This window comes from Kitasatospora azatica KCTC 9699 (assembly GCF_000744785.1).
Classification (GTDB): Bacteria; Actinomycetota; Actinomycetes; order Streptomycetales; family Streptomycetaceae; genus Kitasatospora; species Kitasatospora azatica.
On sequence record NZ_JQMO01000003.1, the window covers coordinates 3904487 to 3926621 of the forward strand.

At 72.4% G+C, this 22135-nt stretch carries 22 protein-coding genes and 2 tRNA genes; 10 read left to right on the forward strand and 14 right to left on the reverse strand.

The window, feature by feature from the left end:
- The first annotated feature begins 57 nt into the window (after positions 1-57).
- Positions 58-1356: a DUF445 domain-containing protein gene (locus BR98_RS28075; protein ID WP_232247938.1), complete on the forward strand. Its 1299-nt coding sequence runs from the start codon at positions 58-60 to the stop codon at positions 1354-1356.
- Between the two features lie 42 nt (positions 1357-1398).
- Positions 1399-2412, forward strand: a complete 1014-nt coding sequence (locus tag BR98_RS28080) for an adenosine deaminase (RefSeq protein ID WP_035848935.1) — start codon at positions 1399-1401, stop codon at positions 2410-2412.
- A 19-nt stretch (positions 2413-2431) separates the two neighbouring features.
- Here the strand turns inward: BR98_RS28080 and BR98_RS28085 are convergent, their stop codons facing one another.
- On the reverse strand, positions 2432-3502 hold the full coding sequence (locus BR98_RS28085) for a Gfo/Idh/MocA family oxidoreductase (RefSeq protein WP_035848937.1): 1071 nt from the start codon (positions 3500-3502) through the stop codon (positions 2432-2434).
- Positions 3503-3623: 121 nt separating this feature from the next.
- Here BR98_RS28085 and BR98_RS28090 point away from each other — a divergent pair, with 121 nt between their 5' ends.
- From BR98_RS28090 to BR98_RS28105, 4 genes are all read left to right on the forward strand, one after another.
- A complete protein-coding gene (locus tag BR98_RS28090) occupies positions 3624-4403 on the forward strand; it encodes an HAD-IIA family hydrolase (RefSeq protein WP_035848941.1) in 780 nt (259 codons plus the stop codon).
- Positions 4404-4429: 26 nt separating this feature from the next.
- Positions 4430-5542: a low temperature requirement protein A gene (locus BR98_RS28095; RefSeq protein ID WP_035848943.1), complete on the forward strand. Its 1113-nt coding sequence runs from the start codon at positions 4430-4432 to the stop codon at positions 5540-5542.
- Positions 5543-5643: 101 nt separating this feature from the next.
- A complete protein-coding gene (locus tag BR98_RS28100; protein WP_035854165.1) occupies positions 5644-6330 on the forward strand; it encodes a uracil-DNA glycosylase in 687 nt (228 codons plus the stop codon).
- Positions 6331-6447: 117 nt separating this feature from the next.
- A complete protein-coding gene (locus BR98_RS28105) occupies positions 6448-7341 on the forward strand; it encodes an alpha/beta fold hydrolase (RefSeq protein ID WP_035848945.1) in 894 nt (297 codons plus the stop codon).
- A 22-nt stretch (positions 7342-7363) separates the two neighbouring features.
- On the opposite strand, the gene BR98_RS28110 is transcribed toward BR98_RS28105, so the two are convergent.
- From BR98_RS28110 to BR98_RS28120, 3 genes are all read right to left on the reverse strand, one after another.
- Positions 7364-8668, reverse strand: a complete 1305-nt coding sequence (locus BR98_RS28110; RefSeq protein WP_035848947.1) for a polysaccharide deacetylase family protein — start codon at positions 8666-8668, stop codon at positions 7364-7366.
- A gap of 238 nt (positions 8669-8906) precedes the next feature.
- Complete coding sequence (locus BR98_RS28115) at positions 8907-9539, reverse strand: DedA family protein (RefSeq protein WP_063774853.1); 633 nt, start codon at positions 9537-9539, stop codon at positions 8907-8909.
- A gap of 413 nt (positions 9540-9952) precedes the next feature.
- Entirely contained in the window at positions 9953-11230 is a 1278-nt protein-coding gene (locus tag BR98_RS28120; protein ID WP_035848949.1) for a multidrug effflux MFS transporter, read from the reverse strand.
- A 132-nt stretch (positions 11231-11362) separates the two neighbouring features.
- Between BR98_RS28120 and BR98_RS28125 the strand changes: the two genes are divergently transcribed.
- Complete coding sequence (locus BR98_RS28125; RefSeq protein WP_051970283.1) at positions 11363-12448, forward strand: LLM class flavin-dependent oxidoreductase; 1086 nt, start codon at positions 11363-11365, stop codon at positions 12446-12448.
- Positions 12449-12503: 55 nt separating this feature from the next.
- On the opposite strand, the gene BR98_RS28130 is transcribed toward BR98_RS28125, so the two are convergent.
- The 3 genes from BR98_RS28130 to BR98_RS28140 form a co-directional block, all read right to left on the reverse strand.
- Positions 12504-14474 (reverse strand): putative bifunctional diguanylate cyclase/phosphodiesterase, encoded by a 1971-nt coding sequence (locus BR98_RS28130; protein WP_232247645.1) that lies wholly within the window; start codon positions 14472-14474, stop codon positions 12504-12506.
- A 287-nt stretch (positions 14475-14761) separates the two neighbouring features.
- On the reverse strand, positions 14762-15187 hold the full coding sequence (locus BR98_RS28135) for an OsmC family protein (protein ID WP_035848952.1): 426 nt from the start codon (positions 15185-15187) through the stop codon (positions 14762-14764).
- A gap of 68 nt (positions 15188-15255) precedes the next feature.
- On the reverse strand, positions 15256-16023 hold the full coding sequence (locus tag BR98_RS28140; RefSeq protein WP_035848956.1) for a VOC family protein: 768 nt from the start codon (positions 16021-16023) through the stop codon (positions 15256-15258).
- Between the two features lie 215 nt (positions 16024-16238).
- Between BR98_RS28140 and BR98_RS28145 the strand changes: the two genes are divergently transcribed.
- On the forward strand, positions 16239-16571 hold the full coding sequence (locus BR98_RS28145) for a chorismate mutase (RefSeq protein WP_035848958.1): 333 nt from the start codon (positions 16239-16241) through the stop codon (positions 16569-16571).
- A gap of 88 nt (positions 16572-16659) precedes the next feature.
- On the opposite strand, the gene BR98_RS28150 is transcribed toward BR98_RS28145, so the two are convergent.
- From BR98_RS28150 to BR98_RS28165, 4 genes are all read right to left on the reverse strand, one after another.
- Complete coding sequence (locus BR98_RS28150; protein WP_051970284.1) at positions 16660-17667, reverse strand: EamA family transporter; 1008 nt, start codon at positions 17665-17667, stop codon at positions 16660-16662.
- A 92-nt stretch (positions 17668-17759) separates the two neighbouring features.
- Positions 17760-18917: a sensor histidine kinase gene (locus BR98_RS28155; protein WP_035848961.1), complete on the reverse strand. Its 1158-nt coding sequence runs from the start codon at positions 18915-18917 to the stop codon at positions 17760-17762.
- Positions 18918-19086: 169 nt separating this feature from the next.
- Complete coding sequence (locus tag BR98_RS28160; protein ID WP_035848964.1) at positions 19087-19641, reverse strand: TetR/AcrR family transcriptional regulator; 555 nt, start codon at positions 19639-19641, stop codon at positions 19087-19089.
- A gap of 90 nt (positions 19642-19731) precedes the next feature.
- A tRNA-Lys gene (locus tag BR98_RS28165) sits at positions 19732-19805 on the reverse strand.
- A gap of 231 nt (positions 19806-20036) precedes the next feature.
- On the opposite strand from BR98_RS28165, the gene BR98_RS41615 reads away from it, so the two are divergent.
- On the forward strand, positions 20037-20318 hold the full coding sequence (locus BR98_RS41615) for a hypothetical protein (protein ID WP_051970285.1): 282 nt from the start codon (positions 20037-20039) through the stop codon (positions 20316-20318).
- Positions 20319-20334: 16 nt separating this feature from the next.
- Here the strand turns inward: BR98_RS41615 and BR98_RS28175 are convergent, their stop codons facing one another.
- Positions 20335-20775 (reverse strand): MarR family winged helix-turn-helix transcriptional regulator, encoded by a 441-nt coding sequence (locus BR98_RS28175; RefSeq protein WP_051970286.1) that lies wholly within the window; start codon positions 20773-20775, stop codon positions 20335-20337.
- Between the two features lie 66 nt (positions 20776-20841).
- Here BR98_RS28175 and BR98_RS28180 point away from each other — a divergent pair, with 66 nt between their 5' ends.
- Positions 20842-21249 carry a VOC family protein gene (locus BR98_RS28180; protein ID WP_035848966.1) on the forward strand — a complete coding sequence of 136 codons (408 nt, stop codon included), beginning with the start codon at positions 20842-20844 and terminating at the stop codon, positions 21247-21249.
- A gap of 31 nt (positions 21250-21280) precedes the next feature.
- Here BR98_RS28180 and BR98_RS28185 read toward each other — a convergent pair whose 3' ends face one another.
- Positions 21281-21847 carry a DJ-1/PfpI family protein gene (locus BR98_RS28185; RefSeq protein WP_035848970.1) on the reverse strand — a complete coding sequence of 189 codons (567 nt, stop codon included), beginning with the start codon at positions 21845-21847 and terminating at the stop codon, positions 21281-21283.
- Between the two features lie 120 nt (positions 21848-21967).
- Positions 21968-22041, reverse strand: a tRNA-Lys gene (locus BR98_RS28190).
- Positions 22042-22135: the final 94 nt, after the last annotated feature.

The window sequence follows — 22135 nt, forward strand, 5'->3', positions numbered from 1 at the left end:
GAGAGATCAGGGGCGAGTAACCCGAAGATCGGACCGGTGATCAGTGACACTGGTCGGGTGGAGAGCGAGAACGAGGCCGCGGTGGCCGCCTCCGGGGTCCGGTTCACCGCCGCCGACGAGGAGAAGCGCCGCGGCGTGCGGCGGATGAAGACGATCGCGACCGGCTTCCTCGCCGTCGCCACCGTCGTCTACGCCCTGGCCACCTGGGCGGGCGCGGCCGGCTGGGGCAGCTGGACGGGCTACGTCTCGGCCGCCGCCGAGGCCGGCATGGTCGGCGCGCTCGCCGACTGGTTCGCCGTCACCGCGCTGTTCCGCCGCCCGTTCGGCCTGCCGATCCCGCACACCGCGATCATCCCCACCAAGAAGGACGCCTTCGGCCGCTCGCTCGGCAGCTTCGTCGGCGAGAACTTCCTCTCCGCCCAGGTGGTCCGCACCCGCCTCGCCTCGCTCGGCATCGCCCGCCGGCTCGGCGAGTGGCTGGCCGCCCCCGGCAACGCCGAGCGGGTCACCACCGAGGCCTCCGCCGCGCTGCGCGGGGTGCTCGCGGTGCTGCGCGACGAGGACGTGCAGGCCGTGGTCAGCGAGGCGGTCACCCGCCGGGCCGCCGCCACCCAGGTGGCCGAGCCGATCGGTCGACTGCTCGGCAAGGTGGTGGCCGACGGCGGCCACCACGGGGTGGTCGACCTGGTCGCGGTCCGGGTGCACGACTGGCTGACGGAGCATCACGGGGACGTGGTCGAGAAGGTCGCCATAAAGTCGCCCGGCTGGACCCCGAAGTTCATCGACCACCAGGTCGGCGAGCGGGTCTACAAGGAGCTGATGCGCTTCGTCACCGCGATCCGCGACAACCCGGACCACCCCGCCCGCGGCGCGATCGACACCTTCCTGGCGGACTTCGCCGTCGAGCTGCAGACCGACCCGGCCACCCAGGCCCGGGTGGAGCGGGCCAAGGCCGAACTGCTGGCCCGCGGCGAGGTGCAGGAGCTGATCGCCTCCTCCTGGAGCGCGGTGCGCGCCCTGGTGCTGGCCGCCGCCGAGGACGAGCAGAGCGAGCTGCGCCGCCGGATGCGCGAGGGGGTGCGCTCCTTCGGGACGCGGCTGGCCACCGACCGGCGGCTGCAGACCAAGACCGACGGCTGGCTGCAGGACGCGGCCAGCTACGTGGTGGAGACCTACCGCGCCGAGATCACCTCGCTGATCTCGGACACCGTGGCGAGCTGGGACGCCGACGACGCCTCCCGCAAGATCGAGGCCAACGTCGGCCGCGACCTGCAGTTCATCCGGATCAACGGCACCGTGGTCGGCGCCCTGGCCGGTCTGCTGATCCACACGCTTGCCACCGCCCTGGGCGGTTGACGAGGTCTAATGGAGGGTCTTCGAGAATCTGGAGGAGTGCGGATGGACGCGTTCATTGCGGGACTGCCCAAGGCCGAGCTGCACGTGCACCACGTCGGGTCGGCCTCGCCGCGCGTGGTGGCCGGCCTGGCCGCCCGGTACGAGGGCAGGACCGCGGTCCCGGCGGACCCGGCCGCGCTCGCCGAGTACTTCACGTTCACCGACTTCGCGCACTTCATCCAGGTCTACCTCTCGGTGGTCGACCTGATCCGCGACGCCGAGGACGTCCGGTCGCTGACCTACGGCGTGGCCGAGGACATGGCCCGCCAGCAGATCCGCTACGCCGAACTGACCGTCACGCCGTACAGCTCGGTGCGCCGGGGCATCCCGGACCTGGCGTTCATGGAGGCGATCGAGGACGCCCGCAAGAGCGCCGAGCGGGACTTCGGCATCGTGCTGCGCTGGTGCTTCGACATCCCGGGCGAGGCGGGCCTGGCGTCCGCCGAGGAGACCGCCCGGCTCGCGCTGGAGGTCGGCGCCGAGGGCCTGGTCAGCTTCGGCCTGGGCGGCCCGGAGATCGGCGTGCCGCGCCCGCAGTTCAAGCCGTACTTCGACCGGGCGCGGGCGGCCGGCCTGCACAGCGTCCCGCACGCCGGCGAGTCCACCGGACCGGAGACGGTCTGGGACGCGATCCGCGAGCTGGGCGCCGAGCGGATCGGCCACGGCACCCAGTCCGTCAAGGACCCCGCGCTGGTGGACTACCTCGGCGAGCACCGGATCCCGTTGGAGGTCTGCCCGACCTCCAACCTGGCCACCCGGGTGGTCGAGCGGCTGGAGGAGCACCCGATCCGGCAGATGGTCGACGCCGGCCTGCTGGTCACCGTGAACAGCGACGACCCGCCGATGTTCGGCACCGACCTCAACACCGAGTACGCGGTGGCCGCCCGGCTGCTCGGGCTGGACGAGGCGGGCGTGGCCGACCTGGCCAGGAACGCGGTGGAGGCCTCGTTCCTGGACCAGGCGGGCAAGCGCCGGCTCACCGCCGAGATCGACGCCTACCTGGCCGGCTGGGCGTAGCGCCGGTCCGTCCCGCTCGTCAGCCGAGCGGGACGGTCTGCCCGACGGCCGCGCTCTGCCGGGCGGCCTCCAGGACGGTCAGGGTGGCGACGGCGTCCTGCGGGTCGACCGGCGGCGGCGTGCCGGTGGCCAGCGACTGGGCGAGCCCGGCGTAGAAGGCGGGGTAGTCGCCCGGCAGGGTGGGCACCCTGGCCTGCTTCTCGTCGGTGCCCAGGATGCCGTAGCGAGACGGGTCCTCGACGCCCCAGGACCGGCCGTCGTCGGGTCGGCGGCCGGCCCGCAGGTCGCCCTCCTGCGGGTCCAGGCCGTGCTTGACGTAGCCGGCGCTGTCCCCGAGCACCCGCAGCCGGGGGCCGCCCAGCGGGGCGATCGAGCTGGTCCACAGGTGCGAGCGGACCCCGCTTGTGTGGGTCAGGGCGAGGAAGGCGTCGTCGTCCACCACCGCGCCGTCGCGCCGCACGTCGATCTCGGCGTAGACCGAGGAGACCGGGCCGAACAGGGTCAGCGCCTGGTCGACCAGGTGGCTGCCCAGGTCGTAGAGGGTGCCGCCGGCCTCGGCCGGGTCGGCCAGCTCCCGCCAACCCGCCTTCGGCTTGGGCCGGAACCGCTCGAACCGGGACTCGAAACGGTGCACCAGGCCGAGCGCGCCCTGCTCGACCAGGCGGCGCGCGGTCAGGAAGTCGTTGTCCCAGCGGCGGTTCTGGAACACGGTGAGCAGGGTGCCCCGGGAGACCGCGAGACCGCACAGCGCCCGGGCCTCGGCGGCGGTGGTGGCCAGCGGCTTGTCCACCACGGTGGCCAGACCCGCCGTCAGCGCGGCCCGGGCGAGCGGCAGATGGGTGCGGTTGGGGGTGGCGACGACCACCAGGTCGTACTCGTCGGCCCGGTCGAAGAGCTGCTCGGGGGAGTCGAGCGGTGCGGCGTCGGGGTGCTCCTTCGCCAACTGGGCGCGGCGTTCGGGATTGGCGGTCACCACGGCGGCCAGCCGCAGGCCGGGGGTGGCGGCGATCAGCGGGGCGTGGAAGGCGGCGCCGGCCAGGCCGTAGCCGATCAGCGCCACCCGGTACGGGGTGTGGGGAGCGGTGGTCATGAGTCCCACTCCACCACACCGGGCGTCCGCTGGGCGGAACGTCGCTGTTGGCGGACGGACGGGCCGATTAGGCTGGCCCCGTCGGGGCAGCCGGTTTCGCAAGACTTCAGGAGACACCTAAGTGGCAGAGCGCAAGCCCATCGAGTCGTGGCTGACCGACATGGACGGAGTCCTCATCCACGAGGGCACTCCGATCCCGGGCGCCGACGAGTTCATCCGCCGGCTCAAGGAGTCCGGGAAGCCGTTCCTGGTCCTCACCAACAACTCCATCTACACCCCGCGCGACCTGGCGGCCCGGCTGGCCGGCATGGGCCTGGACGTGCCGGAGGAGTGCATCTGGACCTCGGCGCTGGCCACCGCGAAGTTCCTCAAGGGGCAGCGTCCGGGCGGCACCGCCTACGTGATCGGGGAGGCGGGGCTGACCACCGCGCTGTACCAGGCCGGGTATGTGCTGACCGACAACAACCCGGACTACGTGGTGCTCGGCGAGACCCGCACCTACAGCTTCGAGTCGCTGACCAAGGCGATCCGGCTGATCAACGCCGGCGCCCGGTTCATCTGCACCAACCCGGACGAGACCGGCCCCTCCCCCGAGGGCGTGCTGCCGGCCACCGGTTCGGTCGCGGCGCTGATCACCAAGGCGACCGGGGTGGACCCGTACTTCGTCGGCAAGCCCAACCCGCTGATGATGCGTGAGGCGCTGAACACGGCGGGCGCGCACTCGGAGACCGCCGTGATGATCGGCGACCGGATGGACACCGACATCGTGGCCGGCATGGAGGCCGGGATGGAGACCATCCTGGTGCTGACCGGGCTGACCGCGGCCGCCGACGTCGAGCGGTTCCCGTACCGGCCGACCAGGATCGTCAAGTCCATCGCGGACCTGATCGAACTGGTGTGACCGGCTGACTCTGGGGGGAGCGGGGGATGCCGGAGGTCAAGGAGAAGCGGGTCACCTGGGCGGAGCTCTACTTCGACCTGGTCTTCGTCTTCGCGATCACCCAGGTCTCGGGGCTGCTGTACCAGAGCCAGGGCGCCGGCGCGGTGCCGCGCGCCCTGGTGGTCTTCATCCCGGTCTACTGGTGCTGGGTGGGGACCACCGTGCAGGCCAACGTCCGGGACGTGGACAATGCCCGGGACCGGCTCGGGATCTTCGCGATCGGGCTCAGCGGTCTGGGCATGGCGATGGCGCTGCCGGACGCGTACGGCTCGCGCGGACTTCTCTTCGGGCTCTCGTACTGGGTGGCCCGGCTGGTGCTGCTGGCCATGCTCAGCTCGCTCGCCGGGGCCTGGCGCGGGCCGTTCGGGATCGGCCCCGTGATCAGCGGTCCGCTGCTGGTGGCGGGCGGCCTGGTGGCGGGCGACGCGCGGCTGGTCCTGTGGGCGACGGCGGCGCTGATCGACCTGGCCGGGCCGGCCGTGCTGCGCAACCGGCTGGCGTCGGTGAACTACCACCCGGGGCACCTGCCGGAGCGGTTCGGGCTGCTGATGCTGGTCGCAGTCGGTGAGTCGATCGTGGCCACCGGCGCCCCGGTGGCCGCCGAGCGCACCCTCAGCGCAGCCGAACTGGTCGCCGTGGCGGCCGCGTTCACCATCTCCTGCGCGCTGTGGTGGGTGTACTTCGTGCACGCCAACGACGCCATGCGGTACGCGGTCACGGTCACCGGGTCGCGCCGGGACCTGATCCGGCGGCTCTTCTCCTACGCGCACCTGGTGCTGATCGCCGCGGTGCTCGCGGTGGCGGTCGGCTTCCACGGGACGGTGGTGCGGCCGGGGCAGGAGCTGGGCCTGCGCACCCTGGCCCTGCTCTACGGGGGCTGCGCGCTCTACCTGCTCACCTTCAACTACACCCGGTGGATCATGTTCCGGGCGATCGCGACCACCCGGCTCGGCGCGGCGGTCGTGGTGCTGGCCCTGCTCCCGGTGGTGCGGCGGATGCCGGCACTGGGCGCGTTGCTGGTGCTGGCGGTGGTGCTGGTGATGCTGGTGGTGCTGGAGGAGGCCCGGGTCCGGCGCCGGGTCGCGGCCGAGGCGACCTGAATAGGCGCTGTCACTGCGGCTGTGTAGCGTGCGGGGTGAACGAGCGGGCCCCGAGGAAGGTTGATGCGGTGACTGAGGTCGCTGAGGTGGAAGCTGCGGTGCTGGAGAACGAGTTCGAGCTGCCCGAGTCCTGGCGTGAGGTGCTGGCCGCCGAGGTCGAGCAGCCGTACTTCGCCGAACTCGCCGAGTTCGTCGGACGGGAGCGGGCCGAGCACCAGGTCTTCCCGCCGCGCGGGCAGGTCTTCTCCGCGCTCGCCGCCACCGGCTACCAGGACGTCCGGGTGCTGGTGCTCGGTCAGGACCCGTACCACGACGACGGCCAGGCGCACGGCATGAGCTTCTCGGTGCTGCCCGGCACCAAGACCCCGCCCTCGCTGCGCAACATCTTCAAGGAACTGGGCACCGACCTGGGCCTGCCGGTGCCGGACAACGGCTACCTGATGCCCTGGGCCGAGCAGGGCGTGCTGCTGCTCAACGCGGTGCTCACGGTGCGCGCGCACGAGGCCAACTCGCACAAGGGCAAGGGCTGGGAGAAGTTCACCGACGCCGTGATCAAGGCGGTCAGCGCCCGCCCGGAGCCGTGCGTCTTCGTGCTCTGGGGCAACTACGCCAAGAAGAAGCTGCCGCTGATCGACACCACCCGGCACGCGGTGGTGCAGGGCGCGCACCCGTCGCCGCTGTCCGCCAAGCTCTTCCTGGGCAGCAAGCCGTTCTCGCAGATCAACGAGGCGCTGGCCGGGTTCGGCGGCGAGCCGGTGGACTGGACGATCCCCAACCTCAAGGGCTGAGCCGGGCTGTGGTGGCCGCCGCCACACCGCGGCGGCCGACAGCGGTGGCCGAACCCATGTCGCGGTGGGCGGCGGGCTCGTAGGGTGCCGGGACCACGAGCCGGAAGGTGCCCGCCCATGCGTTCTGACCCGTCCACCGTCGAGGAGACGGCCGTCGCCGTTCCCGGCGGCGAACTCGCCGTGCTGCGCTGGCCGGCCGTCGACCCGGGCGCGCCCACCGTACTGGCGCTGCACGGGATCACCGCCAACGCACTGGCCTGGGGCGCGGTGGCCCGCGAACTGGCCGGCCGGGTCACCCTGGTGGCCCCGGACCTACGCGGCCGGGCCGGCAGTGCGGCGGTGGCCGGTCCGTACGGCCTGGCCCGGCACGCCGCGGACGCGGCCCTGGTGCTGGGCGAACTCGCCGCAGGACACGGGCCGGTGGCGGTGGCGGGCCACTCGATGGGTGCCTGGGTGACCACCCTGCTGGCACTGCGACGCCCCGAGCTGGTGCGCCAAGTCCTGCTGGTGGACGGCGCGGTGAGCTTTCCGTTGCCAGCGGATGCGGCCGCGGACCAGGCGTTGGCCGCGGTGCTCGGCCCGGCGCTGGCCCGGCTCTCGATGACCTTCGCCGACCGGGCCGGCTATGCCGCGTTCTGGCGGGCCCACCCGGCCTGGCCGAGCCTGGACCAGGACGCGATGGCGCCCTACCTCGAGCGCGATCTGACCGGCACCGAGCCGCAGTTGAGGTCAGCCTGCGTGCGGGAGGCGGTCGAGACCGACGGCGCCCAGGTGCTGTTCGACCCCGAGGCGGCCGCCGCGGTGCACGCGCTGCGCTGCCCCGCCGAGCTGCTGTGGGCCGAGCGCGGGCTGCTCGACCAGCCGCAGGGCCTCTACGACCGGTCGCGGCTGGCCGGTCTGGATCTGACGAACAGTCAAGTACCGGGCACCAACCACTACTCGGTCCTGATGGGTGCGCCTGGCGCGGCCGTGGTGGCGCAGCGGATCCTCGCGGCGGCGGGCGTGGCCTGACCGGCCCGCCCGCCGCGAGCCGTCAGTGGCTGGGGGAGGCGGCGGGGGCACCCGCCGCGCCCAGGAAGCTCTCCCAGCCGCCGCTCGGTGCCTGGCCGATGCCCAGCGTGCGCAGCTTGCGCAGGGTGGACTCGTCCTGCAGCTCCAGCCACTCCACCAGCTGGCGGAACGAGACCAGCTTGACCTCCGGCTTGTCCGCGATGTCCTTGATGGTCGCCTCGACGGCGTCCATGTAGATGCCGCCGTTCCACTGCTCGAAGTGGTTCCCGATGAACAGCGGTGCCCGGTTGCCGTTGTAGGCCCGCTCGAAGCCGGTCAGGTAGCTCTGGTGGGCGGCGTCGCGCCAGGCGTTGAACTGGCCCTGGTCGCCCTTGGGGTTGCCGTTCGACTGGTTGGCCATGATGTTGTAGTCCATCGACAGCACCTCGAAGGTGTGTCCCGGATACGGTATCGACTGCAGCGGGAAGTTCCAGATCTTGCCGTCCTGGACCTTCTGCGGCCACATCTGCTTCTCGCCGGGCGAGCTCGCGTCGTACTTCCAGCCCAGCTTGGCGGCGGTCGGCAGCAGGCCCTTCTGGCCGTCCAGGCACGGAGTGCGGCCGCCGATCAACTCCTTGCGGTAGTCGAACGGGAAGGCCGGCACGTCGGTGAAGCCGGTGTTGGTCTTCCACTGGGTGACGAAGCCGATCGCCTGCTGGATCTCGCTCTCCCAGTCCTCCGGCGACCACTTGTTCACGCCGTTCTTGTCCGGCCGGGTGGAGCAGAAGTGCCCGTTGAAGTGGGTGCCGATCTCGTGCCCCTGCAGCCAGGCCTGGCTGATCAGCTTGATGGTGTTCTTGACCGCGCCGTCCGACAGGTAAGGGATGTCGGAGGCGCCGACCGAGTGCTGCGGCGGGTGGTAGAGGTCCTTCTTGCCGCCGGGAAGGCAGTAGATGCCGGAGAGGAAGAAGGTGAAGGTGGCCTTGTGCTCCTCGGCGAGCTTGAGGAAGCGGGCGAACTGGCCGTCGTCGGTGGCGCCCGCGCCGTCCCAGGAGAAGACCACGAACTGCGGCGGGCGCTCACCGGGCTTGAGCTTCTCGAACTTCGGCTGGTTGGGCTGCGGGCCGGTGTCCGAGGTGGAGCCGTCGCCGATCGGCGCCGCCTTGCCGGACGGCGACGGGACGGCGGAGTCGCTCGGTGTACCGGAGGGCGAACCGGCGGAGGAGGAGGCGCCGCCCTTGGCGCTGTCCTGATGCGAGCCGCCCCCGCTTCCGCACGCGGTCAGTGCTCCGAGGGCGGCGGTGGCCGCGCCGGCGCTCAGCACGGTCCTGCGCGAGATGCTGCTCATGGTCTCCCCAGCCAGGTCGCGCCCGGCGCTCCGCGGGGTGAGCGGGAGCGGCCGGGCAAATTACGGCATTTGATCATTATTTTCCCATCAGGATGTCATGAAGCCGGGGCCGACTCAAAGGACATCCTCACGGAAGACACTCCTGGCCAGACGACCCGAAGTCGCGCGATGGCTCCGCGAATCCGGGTTCTGTTGCAGTCCTGGGACAAAGCCGCAGGTGCGCGCGGGCGCGGCCGGATCAGGCGGCGTCGGTGAGGGCGTCGGTGAGGGGAAGCGCGGTGGCCGACAGGCGCCGGTTGCGGCGGACCAGCCGGGCGACGGCGGCGCTGATCGAGGTGGCCGCGGCGCAGGAGACCAGCAGGCTCAGCCAGGTGGTGTTGAACACGTGCAGATTGAGCCAGCCCAGGGCCACGATGTAGCCGGCCCAGATCAGCGCGGCCAGCGCCGACCAGCGCAGGAACCGCCGGGCGTGCTGCGGCGAGTGCCCCATGGCCAGGTCGAGCACGGTCCGCCCGCCGGGTACGAAGCGGGCCACGATCACCACGACGGCGGCCGTCCGGCTGGTCCGCTCGTCCAGGGCCTGCTGCACCCGCCGTACGCTCGCGGCCAGTTGCGGACGTCGGCTCAGCCGGCGGCGCAGGAAGGGTGCGCCGCGCCGGGCCAGGGTGAGCAGCAGGACGTCGCCGAGGAAGGAGGCGAGCGCGACGGCGATGGCCAGCACGATCGGCGCGCCGGTCACCGAGGAGGTCTTGAGGACCGCCAGGATCACCAGGGTGCCGCTCGGCAGGAACGGCAGGAAGGCGTCGCCGAGGACCGCCAGCACCGCCAGCACGCAGAACCAGGACGACGTCACAAGCGCCGCACTACCCATGATCAGAACTCCCTCCGGACCGCCCGGAGGAGAATCAGGTGGCTCAGGCAACCAACGCTAGCGGCTCCGACTTGGAGCCTGCTCGGCGCCCCCTGGGCAATCGGTCACGGAAAGGCGTGGGCCCCTGCGGCGGGGTGTCCGCCACAGGGGCCCACGAGGGTCGCCCGGAACTGGTCCAGTCCACTGGCCTTGCTGAGGAGTGCGGCGCTGGTAGGCGCCCCGCACTGGTTCCATAGCCTGCCCGATCAGGTACGCCCGGCGCGAGTGCACGGGCTGGCGAGAACCGGCGCTGGCGTGATCCCGCCATCACTCAGTGCAGCGAAATTGGCGAGAAGCGGCAGTAGACAGAATGTCAGGTCCACTGGCGGGTGACGTGCGCTCAGGCCCGCAGCAGTCCCAGGTGCGTACTGGGCTCAGGCCCGCAGTGGGTCCGGGATCGGCGACCAGGGTCGGGCCAGCGCCACGAAGACGCCCAGCGCCGCGACCGCGGCGCCGAGGATCACCACCGCCATCGGCAGCGCGCTGGCGTGCCCGCCGAGCCCGACCAGTGCGGGCGCGATCGCCCCGGTGAGGAACTGCATGGTGCCCAGCAGCGCGGAGGCCGTACCGGCCGCGTGCGGCGCCCGCTGCAGCGCCAGGGCGGAGCTGGGCGGCGCGACCACGCCGAGCGCGGCCGCCATCGTGAACAGCCCGGCGGTGACCGGCACCAGTCCCGCGTGCCAGACCGAGGACATCAGCACCAGTGCCACCGCGGCCAGCACCAGCAGCAGCACGCCGGTCAACTGGACCCGGTGCGAGTCGAACCGGCCGAGCAGCAGCCGCCCGGTCAGCTGCGCCATGCCCACCAGGCCCAGCTCGACCAGTGCGAAGATCAGGCTGTAGGCCTGCGCCGAGCCGTGGAACACCTCCTGCACCACGTAGGGCGAGCCGGCGATGAAGGCGAACAGCGCCCCGAAGCCGCAGGCGACGGTCAGCAGATAGGCGCTGAACAGCCGGTCGGCCAGCAGCGCGCGCATGGTCCGCAGGGTGTCCGGCAGTCCGCCCGCGCGCCGTCGTTCACGCGGCAGCGTCTCGCGGACCAGGACCGACGCCGTGACAAAGATCACCACCCCCAGCGCGGCCAGCACCGCGAACACCCCGCGCCAGGAGGTGAACCGCAGCACCTGCCCGCCCAGGATCGGTGCCAGCAGCGGCGCCGAGCCGGAGACCAGCATCAGGGTGGCGGCGAACCGGGCTGCGGCCAGCCCGTCGAAGAGGTCCCGGACCACGGCCCGGGAGATCACGATGCCGGCCGCACCGGATAGCCCCTGCACCACCCGGCAGACGATCAGCACCCGGACGTCGGGCGCCAGCGCACAGCAGGCGGTGGCGGCCGCATACAGCGCCAGGCCCACCAGCAGCGGCCGGCGCCGGCCCAGTGCGTCGCTCAGCGGCCCGGCCACCAGCTGGCCGAGCGCGAGCCCGACCAGACAGGCCGTCAGGGTCAACTGGACCAGTGCGTCCTGGGTGTGCAGCCCGGTGGTGATCCGGGGCAGCGCGGGCAGGTACATGTCCATCGAGAGCGGTGCCAGGGCGGCCAGCGAGCCCAGCACCAGGGTCAGCAGCAGACCGACCTTGGCGCCGTTGCTCGCGGCCGGCGCGCTGTCGGGCACGGCGGCGGGGGAGAGGGCGGTCTGGGGAGTATCCGGCATCGGACCACCGTAAGGGGTGTCACTCGAGCTTGGGCATGTCGAGTGGGAACAGTCCACGCCGGCCGGCTGTTGTGGCGCAGCGGAGCAGTGGCCAGGAGTGGAAGCCAGTGGCCAGGAGCGGAAGGTGGAGCGATGACCAGCGAGGAGCAGCAGAGCCGGGCCGAGACCCCTCGGGCCGACATCAGGGGCGTGGTCCGGGGCACCGCCCCCGCCCCGCTCTCGATCCTCGACCTGGCCACAGTCGGCGCCGGCCACACCGCCGCCGAGGCACTGGCCGCCACCACCGAGCTGGCCCGCAGCGCCGAGGCCTGGGGCTACCACCGGTTCTGGGTGGCCGAGCACCACGGCATGCCGGGTGTGGCCAGCTCCACCCCCGCCGTGCTGATCGCCCACCTCGGCGCGCACACCAGCACGCTGCGCCTCGGCTCGGGCGGCGTGATGCTGCCCAACCACGCGCCGCTGGCCATAGCCGAGCAGTTCGGCCTGCTCGAGGCGCTGCACCCGGGCCGGATCGACCTCGGCCTGGGCCGCGCGCCCGGTAGCGACCCGGCCACCGCCCGCGCGCTGCGTCGCGGCGCGGCGGACGACGCCGACGAGTTCCCGCGCCAGCTCGCCGAGCTGACCCACTTCCTGGACGGCGACTTCCCCGACGGACACCCGTACGCCCGGCTGGCCGCCGTGCCGCGCGGCCCCGAGCGGCCGCCGCTCTGGCTGCTCGGCTCCTCCGGATTCAGCGCCCGGCTGGCCGGCCGGCTCGGCCTGCCGTTCGCCTTCGCGCACCACTTCAGCGCCGCCAACACGGTGCCCGCGCTGGAGCTCTACCGCTCGCACTTCCAGCCCTCCGCGGTGCTGGCCGAGCCCTACGCGCTGATCGGGGTGAGTGCGGTGGCGGTGCCCGAGGGCGGGGTCGAGGCGGCCCGCTACCTCGCCGCCTCCGCCGGGCTCGGCATGCTGCGGCTGCGCCAGGGCCGGCCCGGGCCGATCCCCACCCCCGAGGAGGCCGCGAGCCACCCGTACAGCCCGGCCGAGGCCGACTTCCTGGACTCCTGGCTGGCCAACGTGGTGCTCGGCGAGCCCGGCCAGGTGGCCGACGGCCTGGAGGAGCTGCGCAAGCGCACCGGCGCCGACGAGCTGATGGTCACCTCGCACATCCACGGCCAGCAGGCCCGGCTGCGCTCCTACGGACTGATCGCCCAGGCCTACGGGCTGACGGGGTGACGGCCTGACGGTGTGACGGCCTGGCGGGGTGACGGCGTGACGGGCTGACCGATGGTCAGGGTGCCACCGGTGACCACTCGGCGCCGGTGGTCCTGACCCGTCCCTCGCGCAGTATCGCGGCGACCAGCGTGGCGTCGCCGGGCCGTGCGAAGAACCAGCCCTGCGCGGTGTCGCACCCGGTCAGCCGCAGCCGCTCGGCCTGCGCCGCGCTCTCGATCCCCTCGGCCGTCACGGTCAGCCCCAGGTCGTGGGCGAGCCGCACCATCGCGACGACGATCTGCGCGTCCGCCTCGCTGCGCCGCGAGCGCGGCTCGGGGCGGCCGAGCGGGGCCGGGTCGCGGAAGCCCTCGATGAACGTTCCGTCCAGTTTCAGGGCGTGCACCGGCAGCCGGGACAGATAGGCCAGGTTGGAGTAGCCGGTGCCGAAGTCGTCGATCGCGATCCGCACGCCCATGTCGGCCAGCGCCTGCAGCGCCTGCAGCGGACGCCCGCCGGGCCCGAGCACCGCGCTCTCGGTCAGCTCCAACTGCAGCAGCCGGGCCGGCAGACCGGTGCGGTCCAGCACCTGGGCCACGTCGGCCACCACGTCCGAGTCCCAGACCTGACGGGCCGCCAGGTTCACGCTGACGAAGGCCTCGGTGTCCGGGAACTCGGCCAGCCAGCCGCGGGCCTGTCGGCAGGACTCCTCCAGCACCCACTTGCCGAGCGGCACGATCGCCCCCGACTCCTCGGCCAGCGGGATGAACCGGTCCGGCGACAGGGTGCCGAACCGCGGGTGCCGCCAGCGCACCAGCGCCTCGGCGCCGTGCACCGTGCCGTCGGCCAGGCCGACCAGCGGCTGGTACTCGACGGTGAACTCGCCGCGCTCCAGCGCCGGACGCAGCGCGGTGGTGAGCAGCCGCTTGGTCAGCTGGTGGGCGCCGCGGTCGCGGTCGTAGAGGGTCCAGCGGGCCCGGCCGTCCGCCTTGGACCAGTAGAGGGTCGCGTCGGCGTCCTTCACCAGGTCGGTCGGGCTGGTGGAACTGACGGGACGTTCGACCACCCCGACGCTGGCGGTGACCGCCAGCCGGTGCCCCGCCACGTCGAACGGCCGCTCCAGCACGGTGAGCAGCTCGGCCGCCAGCGTGGTCAGCTGCTCGCTGCCCTCGCTGTCCGGGACCAGCACCGCGAACTCGTCGCCGCCCAGGCGGGCCACCAACTGCCCGTCGCCGGTGGCGAACCGCCGTTCGAGCCGGGCCGCCACGGCGCTGAGCAGCTGGTCACCGATGTGGTGGCCGAGGGTGTCGTTGATCGCGGCGAAGCCGTCCAGGTCCACGTAGCAGATGCCGACCCGGCGCCCGCCGGCCGACTGGTCGCCGTCGGCGGCGAGGCTGCAGGCGGCGTTGAGCCGCTCGAAGAAGAGGGTGCGGTTGGGCAGCCTGGTCAGCGGATCGTGCAGCGCCTGGTAGGCGAGCCGGTCGCCGAGCCGGCGGCGCTCGGTGACGTCCTCGAACATCGCCAGCGTGTAGTAGGGCAGCCCCTCGGCGTCGCGGATCAGCGAGATGGTGACGCTGCTCCAGACCTCGCGCCCCTCGCGGTGGTTGAGCCGCTTCTCCACCCGCACCCGGTCGCGCCGCCCGGCCACCAGCTCGCGGTAGAGCCGGCGCGGCGAGTCCTCCCGGTCGATGATCTCGTGGATGTGCATCCGCACCAGCTCGTGCGGCTCGCGCCCGAGCATCGCGGCGAAGGCCGGGTTGGCCTCGATCACCAGGTCGTCGCTGTCGATCAGCAGCATGCCGATGCCGGCGTCCGCGAAGGCCGCGCGGAACCGCGACTCGCTGGCCCGCAGGGCGGCCAGCAGTTCGTCGGCGTCGGGGGTGACCGCGGCGGGCAGCGGGGTGGCGCAGTTGGGGCAGTGCGAGGGCGGCGGCAGATGGATCGGGACGGCCCTGGCGACGGGCTCGCGCAGGGTATCGAGGGCGGGGTGCACTGTCTCCTGGCGCACGCCCTGCTGGTGTGCGTCGGCCCCCTCGTTCCGGCCTCGCACGGCACGCTCCCGTCCGCTGCTGATGACGCTCGCTGGCTGACGCTGCTGCGGGCGCCGCCGTGACGGGCCACGGTCGGCCGGGTCACGGCTGGTTGGCGGCCGCCCGTCAAAACAGCGCACTGTCGCCGATCATAGGGCGCGGCGTGAAGGCTGGGCCACAGCCGTCAGGGTGATTCGCCGGGATTTCGGGGGAGGGCCGGGGGAAGCGGCGGGGCGACAGCTACGCCCCCGGCGGACACCGTGAGGTGCGCGCCGGGGGCGTACGCCGGAACTGTTCTGACCGGGTCTCAGATGAGCTCGGCCGTCAGCGTGATGGTGGTGCCGGTCAGCGCCTGGCTCACCGGGCAGTTCTTCTTGGCGTCCTCGGCGGCCGCCTGGAAGGCCTCCGCGTCCAGGCCGGGCACCTCGGCGCGCACGGTCAGGTGGATGCCGGTGATGCCCTCACCGGGCTGGAAGGTCACGTCGGCCTTCGTCTCCAGCCGGGTGGGCGGGGTGCCGGCGCCGTCCAGGCCGTGCGACAGGGCCATCGAGTAGCAGGACGAGTGCGCGCCCGCGATGAGCTCCTCGGGACTGGTCTTCCCGTTGGCCTGCTCCGCCCGCGCGGGCCAGGACACCGGCTGGCTGCCGATGCCGGACGAGTCGAAGGTCACCACGCCCGAGCCCTTGAGGAGATTGCCCTCCCAGACGGTGTGCGCCGTACGAGTGGTTGCCACGATCGGTACCTCCTGCTGATTTCTCTGTGAGTGCCGGTCACGCCGGCTCCAGCCTATGGCAACGGCCCTCACGGCATCTGACAGAAGGTCACCTGCGCTCCGGTCGGGTCGGCGCAGGGCACCATTCGGCCGTACGGGGAGTCGAACGGCTCGCGCAGCACCCGCCCGCCCAGGCCGGACACCTGCTCCGCCGCATGGTCGGCCTCGACCACCGCGAAGTACGTCGACCAGTACGGCTGGCGCACCGCGGTGCGGTAGCGGCCGCAGACCGGCAGGCCGTCCGAGCCCGGCACGCTCCAGGCCGTGTAGTCGAAGGTCCGGCCGTCGCCGACCTGCTTCTGCTGGTACGGGAAGAGCTCGGCGAAGAAGGCGTCGCTCTGCTCGCCCTCGGGAGTGGCCAGCTCGTGCCAGCACATCGCGCCCGGCTCGCCGTAGACGGCCGCGCCCTGGTGGCCGGCCGGCTGCCAGAGGCCGAAGGCGGCGCCGGCCGGGTCGAAGGCGAAGGCCAGCCGGCCCGCGCCCGGCACCTGGTGCGGGCCGAACACCGCCGTGCCGCCGCAGCGCGCGACGCGCTCGTAGACGGCGTCCAGGTCGGCGGTGGCCAGGTAGACGTTCCAGGCCGGCGGCAGCTTCTCGCCACCGCTCGGGGGTGGCATCAGCGCGGCGGCCGGGCGGCCCTCGCTCAGGCACATGGTGTAGCCGTTGTAGGCCGGCCCGAGCTCCTGGAACTCCCAGCCCAGGATGGGTCCGTAGAAGTCCTGGGCGCCGAGCGGGTCGGAGGTGGTCAGGTCGACCCAGCAGGGGGCGCCGTCGGGGTAGGAGTCGCGCACGGGCATGGGGCGGGGGCCTTTCTGAACTGACGGTGTGTTGTGCGGTCAGAATCGGTCGGGCCGTGACACCCCGCAACCCGAGCGTTCCGCACGGTCACCTGTCCACATGTCGGACGAGCCGCGCAATTGGGGCGAGTCGTGGGCCTGCTCCCTGTTAGATTTGCCCGGCCCGCGCGCCGGGCAGACCACGTTGGCCACCGGCAACCCGGAGCAGACACGCGATGACCGAGCAGCCCACCACCCTGGACGACATCGACCCCGAGGTCCGTGCCGAGCTGGCCGGGCTGCGGCAGAGCATCGACAACATCGACGCCGCCGTGGTCCACATGCTCGCCGAGCGCTTCAAGGCCACCCAGCGGGTGGGCACCCTGAAGGCGGCCCACCACCTGCCGGCCGCCGATCCGGCCCGCGAGCGGGACCAGATCAAGCGGCTGCGGGAGCTGGCGGCGGGTGCGCATCTGGACCCGGTCTTCGCGGAGAAGTTCCTCAACTTCATCATCGCGGAGGTGATCCGCCATCACGAGGCGATCGCCCAGGATGTCAGCGGCAAGTAGCGGGTGGTGAGTGAGCGCTTGCTCAGGCGTTGAGCAAGCGCTCACTCACGCGTTGAGCCAGGCGTTGAGTCATGTGCCGAGCAAGCGCTCAGTCACGCGTTGAGCAAGCGCTTGCTCCGGCCTTGACCGAGTCGGCTCGGTGCTCGGGCGTCAGGGCCGGCTCCTCGGCCTCGGCGGGGCGGGTGACCTGGGCGGCGAAGGCCCCGAGCAGCACCAGCAGGCCGCCGAGCAGCTGCGGGGTGCCCAGGTGTTCGCCGAGCAGCACCCAGGCGAGCACGGTGGCGACCACCGCCTCGATGTTGGCGACCACACCCGCCACCGGCGGCGAGAGGTGGCGGACCGAGACCACGCCGGTCAGATAGGCGAGCACGGTCGCGATCAGGACCATCCAGGCAGCCGGCAGCAAGGCCGGGACGTGCTGCCCGGCCAACGTGACCTGCCCGCCGAGCCGTGACCAGTCGGCGTTCCACGGGCGGGTCACCACGGTCAGCGCCACCGCCCCGATCAGCAGCCCGTACGCCGACACGCCCAGCGGGTCGGCCGGCTTGTCGCCGCGGCTGCCCGCGTCGGCGAGCACGAAGTACCCCACCTGGCAGCAGGCCGCCGCCAGTGCGAAGAGCACGCCGAGCGCGTCGAAGCTCAGCCCGTGCCAGGCCTCCACCACGCAGATCAGCCCGGTGACGGCCACCGAGGCACCGATCATGGCGCCCCGGCTGATCGGCTTGTGCTGGACGAAGCGCACGTACCCGAGCAGCAGCAGCGGACCGAGGTACTCGATCAGCAGCGCGACCCCGACCGGGATCCGGGAGATCGCCGCGAAGTAGCAGGCCTGGACGCCGGCCACCGCGAGCAGCCCGAAGCCGAGCAGCAGGCCGGGCCGCTCGCGCACGATCGCCCGGTGCTTCCAGGCGAGCGGGAGCAGCACCACGGCGGCGCCGGTGGCGCGCAGCCAGACCACGTGCAGCGGGGAGAGCCCGGCCTCGATCAGCGGTTTGGCGGCGGTGCCGGAGCCGCCGAAGGACAGGGCGGAGACCAGCGCGAGGGTGAGGCCGAGGGCCCGGCGGGAGGGTGGCGGAACGGCCGGGGTGGTGTGCATCGGGGCATTCTGCCAGCTAAGGGACGGCTATGAAAGGGGCCATCCTGCATTACGGTGCTGTCATGGCTGGACTGCCGGCGGTGGAGTGCCGCTCACTGGCTCGGCATCGCGGCGGGGAGCTGACTGGCCGTCAGCTCGGCCAGTGGCAGCCAGAGGTGGACCGCGAAGCCGCCGTCCTCCTGGGTCTCGGCGGTGATCCGCCCGCTCAGCAGGCTCGCCCGCTCGCGCAGACCCACCAACCCGTGCTGCCCGCCCGGCAGCTCCGGTGCCGCCGTGCTCCCGCAGGGCGCGGCGTTGCGTACGGTGACCAGCAGGCAGTCCGGCTCGATCCGCACCGCGATCTCGGTGGGCGCGCCCGGTGCGTGCTTGCGCACATTGGTCAGCGCCTCCTGCACCGTGCGGTAGGCGGCCCGCTCCACCGGCTCCGGCAGCGGGCGTTCGGCCAGCCCCTCGATCCGCAGCGTGGCGTCCACCTCGGCGGCCGCCACCAGTCGGGGCAGGTCGGCCAGCCGGGGCTGCGGCACCAGCTCGGTCGGTCCGGCGCCGGCCGCCCGCAGCACCAGGATCATCGAGCGCAGCTCCTCCAGGGTGGCCACCGCCAGCCCGCGCAGGGTGGCGGCGGTCTCCCGGGTCTGCGGGTCCTTGGTGGTCACCTGCAGCGCGCCCGCCTGCACCGCGATCAGGCCGGCCTGGTGCGAGACCACGTCGTGCATCTCACGCGCGATCCGGGCCCGCTCCTCGGCGACCACCGTCTTCGCGTACAGCGCCCGCTCGTGGTCGCGCAGCACCGCCAGCTCGGCGACCCGGGCGGAGAGGTCCAGCCGGGTCTGGGCGAGCAGCCCGAGGATCACCGGGCCGGTGCCCAGCATCGCGGCGTAGATCAGGTGCTGGGTGATGTCGCTGATGCTCTCCTTGGCGAAGTCGCTGATCGGCCAGGGTATGAAGCTGCCGACCACCACGGCCAGCGTCGCGACGGTCTTCTGCCAGACCGGGCGGCTGGTCCTGGAGACGGTGTAGGCGGCCACCATGGAGGCGATCATCGCGCTGCCCGCGTACAGGCCGGGCAGGGTGAGCAGCAGCACGGTGCGCGGGAAGCGCCGACGCAGCAGCAGGACGCCGGCCGCCCCGAGCGAGACCCAGAAGTGCCAGTCACGCGGTGGCGGGAAGTTCAGCAGCGCGTCCAGGGTGGCCGGCACCACCAGCAGGACGTCCACCGCGAGCGCGTGCCAGCGCCGCTGGGGTCGCCACACCCACCCGGCCGCACTGCGCAACCGCCGGCCTATTCGCGCCGCCGGTTTTGCTCTGTTGGCCACCACACCCTGCTCCGATCCACGCCTGACCCCACCCGCGCGACCGTACCTCACGGACCGCGCGTTCGGGCGTGTCGAAAGTCCCAGCCCTACGGTCCGGGCCGAGGACTCAGCCGGTGAGCAGGCCGAGGATTCCGCTGACGGCCTGGTCGAACGGCTCGGTGGAGTCGGCGGCGCGGGCCAGCACGTAGCCGCCCTGCAGCACCGCGACGACGGCGGTGGCCGTGGCCGCCGGGTCGAGCGGGCGGATCGGCTCGCCGCGCTCGACCCCCTCGGTGAGGACCTCGGTCAGTCGCCCGCGCAGCCAGGCGAACATCTCCTCCACCGGCCGGCGCAGCAGCGGGTCGGCCATCACGTCCGGGTCCTGGGTGAGCCGCCCGATCGGGCAGCCCTTGAGCACCTCGCGCTCGCGCCGCAGATAGGCGGTGATCCGCTCGACGGCCGTGCCGGGGAGGCTGAACTGCGCCTCGGCCTGGGCGCGCCGCTCCTCGGCGGTGCGGGTGATCGCGGCCAGCGCGAGGTCCGGCTTGCCGGTGAAGTGGTGGTACATGCTGCCCTGGCCGACCCCGGCGTGCTGCTGGATGGCCTTGGGGCTGGTGCCGACGTAGCCGCGCTCCCAGAGCAGGGCGCGGGTGCTCTCGATCAGGCGGTCCTGGGTGGTCATCCGCCCAGTGTACCTACCAGTCGGTACAGCCGGGGCCGAAAAGCGAGCGGGCGTCCCTTCCGTGAAGGAAGGGACGCCCGCTCGGTGTTGTGCGCCGCCAGGGACTCGAACCCCGGACCCGCTGATTAAGAGTCAGCTGCTCTAACCAACTGAGCTAGCGGCGCCTGCTTCAACGCGGAGAACATTACCTGATCAGCGGGCCTTTGCTGAAATCGGACCGAGCCCGGCGGCAACGGGTTCCCGAGGGGCGGAAGTTGGATCGTCATTCAAATCAGCTGATCGAGTGACTGAAATGGTCCATCGCAGCTCACAGGGCACAGAATGGGCCGATTCCCCCACACTCATCCCCTGGCCACCGGGACCAGCCGGAGTGGCTCTCGCACGTCAACTCCAATGTGCTCAAGGTGAAGCTGGCGACCGCGATCGTCGGCATCTCCTCCATCCACCTGCTCCAGATGTTCGTCAACATCCAGGCCACGCCCCGGGATTCGCTGATGTGGGGCACCATCATCCACATGGCCTTCATCCTCTCGGCCTGCATCCTGGCGTACATGGCCGGACCGATGGACTTCCACAGCGGCGACATCCCGCCGCACGAGGCGCACGCGCCCGGCGGCGGGCCGCAGCTGCCGGCCCAGGAGCTCGCCACGGCCGCCCCGGAACCGGTGGCGGTCTGACTCGGCGGCGCCGGACTCAGCGGCCTGCCGCGTGCACCCGCAGCAGCAGCGCGTGCAGCTGGGCCCGCTCCTCGGCGGTGAGCGGTGCCAGCACCTCGTCCTGGACGGCGGCGGCTTCGGCCTGCAGTTCCTCGAGCGCCCGCTGTCCGGCGGGGGTGAGGCTGACCTGCACCCGGCGGCGGTCGGCGGTGGACCGGGCGCGCTCGACCTGGCCGGCCCGGGCCAGCTCGTCCAGCAGCTTCACCATGTCGCTCGGGTCGATGGCCAGCCGCTCGGCGAGCTCCCGCTGCACCTGCGGGCCGAAGTCGGCGAGTGCGGCCAACACCGCCATGTGCCACAGCCGCTGCCCGCGCGCGGTGAGCCGGGTGATCAGCAGGCCGCGGGCGGTCCTCCCGGTGCGGGAGAGCAGGTAGGTGGTCAGGCCGAGCAGGCTCGGGGGTGTGGCGGTGGCGTCCATGGGTCAGATTGTAGGGTGGGGACCAATGGTGGGTGAGCACCCATCATTTGCTCCGGGAGGGAAACGATGGACGCGCTGTACCCCCGCCTGCTGGTCACCCGGTTCGCCGAGTGCTTCCGCTTCTACGACGCCGTACTGCCCCAACTCCTCGGCGCGGTACGACAGAAGGGCGACGAGTCCGGCCCGTACGCCAACTGGGACGTGGCCGACCAGGGCGTCCTGGTGCTGTTCGACCGCGCCGCGATGGCCGGCGTGGTCGGGACCGCCGCGCTGCCGCCGACCGCTCCACCCGCGCAGGACGCGGCGATGCTGGTCTCCCGGGTCCCGGACGTGGACGCCGCCCTGGCGCTCTGCCTGGCCCACGGCGCGACCCTGGTCGCCGAGGCGACCGACCGCCCGGACTGGGGGCCCGAGCTCCGGACCGCGCACCTGCGCGATCCGGAGGGCACCCTGATCGAGCTCCAGTCGTACTGACCGGCGACCGGCTCCAGGGCCGGACGGGCCCCTAGCTCGCCGGGGCCTTGGTACGCAGGACCTCGATGAACGCGCGCAGCCAGCCGGGGTGGTCCGGCCAGGCCCGCGCCGACACCAGGACCCCGTCCACCACGGCCTCGGCGTCCCGGTACGTCGCGCCCGCCGCCTTCACGTCCGGCTCCAGTGCCGGGTACGCCGCCGTGGTCCGCCCGCCGAGCAGGTCCGCCGCCGCGGTGATCTGCGGCCCGTGGCAGATCTGCGCCACCGGCTTGTCCACCTCGAAGAAGTGCTTCACGATCCGCTGCACCTCGGGGTCGTTGCGCAGGTACTCCGGCGCCCGACCACCCGGAATCACCAGCGCCGCGTACTGCGCCGGGTCCACCTCGGTGAACGCCAGATCCGCCGGCCAGGTGTACCCCGGCTTCTCGGTGTACGTGTCGAACCCGTCCTCGAAGTCGTGCACCACGAACCGGAGCTTCTTGCGGCTCGGCGCCGCGATGTCCACCTGGTACCCCTCCTCCCGCAACCGCTGGTACGGGTAGAGCACCTCCAGGGACTCCGCCGCATCCCCCGTGACGATCAGCACCTTCACAGCCATGGCCGGCCTCGATTCCGAAAGGGTCCGAAAGGGTTGGTCACCGGCCCCGTTCCTCCCCGTTCGGCCACCTGCGGAAACGCCGAAGGCCCCTCGCTCTCGCGAGGGGCCTTCGGCTGTCGGTGCGCCGCCAGGGACTCGAACCCCGGACCCGCTGATTAAGAGTCAGCTGCTCTAACCAACTGAGCTAGCGGCGCTTGCTGACGACGAGAACATTACACGGCGCTGAGGGAAACACCGAATCGTCACCAGGTGACAGCGGAGGGTGGTGGCGATTCGGTGTTTCGGCTG

Excerpts from the sequence above, each read along its gene's own strand:
- BR98_RS28185 (WP_035848970.1), bottom strand. The coding sequence starts at position 21,847 with ATGGCTGTGAAGGTGCTGATCGTCACGGGGGATGCGGCGGAGTCCCTG.
- BR98_RS28080 (WP_035848935.1), top strand. The coding sequence starts at position 1,399 with ATGGACGCGTTCATTGCGGGACTGCCCAAGGCCGAGCTGCACGTGCAC.
- BR98_RS28150 (WP_051970284.1), bottom strand. The coding sequence starts at position 17,667 with ATGCACACCACCCCGGCCGTTCCGCCACCCTCCCGCCGGGCCCTCGGC.
- BR98_RS28175 (WP_051970286.1), bottom strand. The coding sequence starts at position 20,775 with ATGGACGCCACCGCCACACCCCCGAGCCTGCTCGGCCTGACCACCTAC.
- BR98_RS28110 (WP_035848947.1), bottom strand. The coding sequence starts at position 8,668 with ATGAGCAGCATCTCGCGCAGGACCGTGCTGAGCGCCGGCGCGGCCACC.
- BR98_RS28095 (WP_035848943.1), top strand. The coding sequence starts at position 4,430 with ATGCCGGAGGTCAAGGAGAAGCGGGTCACCTGGGCGGAGCTCTACTTC.
- BR98_RS28145 (WP_035848958.1), top strand. The coding sequence starts at position 16,239 with ATGACCGAGCAGCCCACCACCCTGGACGACATCGACCCCGAGGTCCGT.
- BR98_RS28120 (WP_035848949.1), bottom strand. The coding sequence starts at position 11,230 with ATGCCGGATACTCCCCAGACCGCCCTCTCCCCCGCCGCCGTGCCCGAC.
- BR98_RS28140 (WP_035848956.1), bottom strand. The coding sequence starts at position 16,023 with ATGCCCGTGCGCGACTCCTACCCCGACGGCGCCCCCTGCTGGGTCGAC.
- BR98_RS28125 (WP_051970283.1), top strand. The coding sequence starts at position 11,363 with ATGACCAGCGAGGAGCAGCAGAGCCGGGCCGAGACCCCTCGGGCCGAC.
- BR98_RS28115 (WP_063774853.1), bottom strand. The coding sequence starts at position 9,539 with ATGGGTAGTGCGGCGCTTGTGACGTCGTCCTGGTTCTGCGTGCTGGCG.
- BR98_RS28160 (WP_035848964.1), bottom strand. The coding sequence starts at position 19,641 with ATGACCACCCAGGACCGCCTGATCGAGAGCACCCGCGCCCTGCTCTGG.
- BR98_RS28180 (WP_035848966.1), top strand. The coding sequence starts at position 20,842 with ATGGACGCGCTGTACCCCCGCCTGCTGGTCACCCGGTTCGCCGAGTGC.
- BR98_RS28105 (WP_035848945.1), top strand. The coding sequence starts at position 6,448 with ATGCGTTCTGACCCGTCCACCGTCGAGGAGACGGCCGTCGCCGTTCCC.
- BR98_RS28085 (WP_035848937.1), bottom strand. The coding sequence starts at position 3,502 with ATGACCACCGCTCCCCACACCCCGTACCGGGTGGCGCTGATCGGCTAC.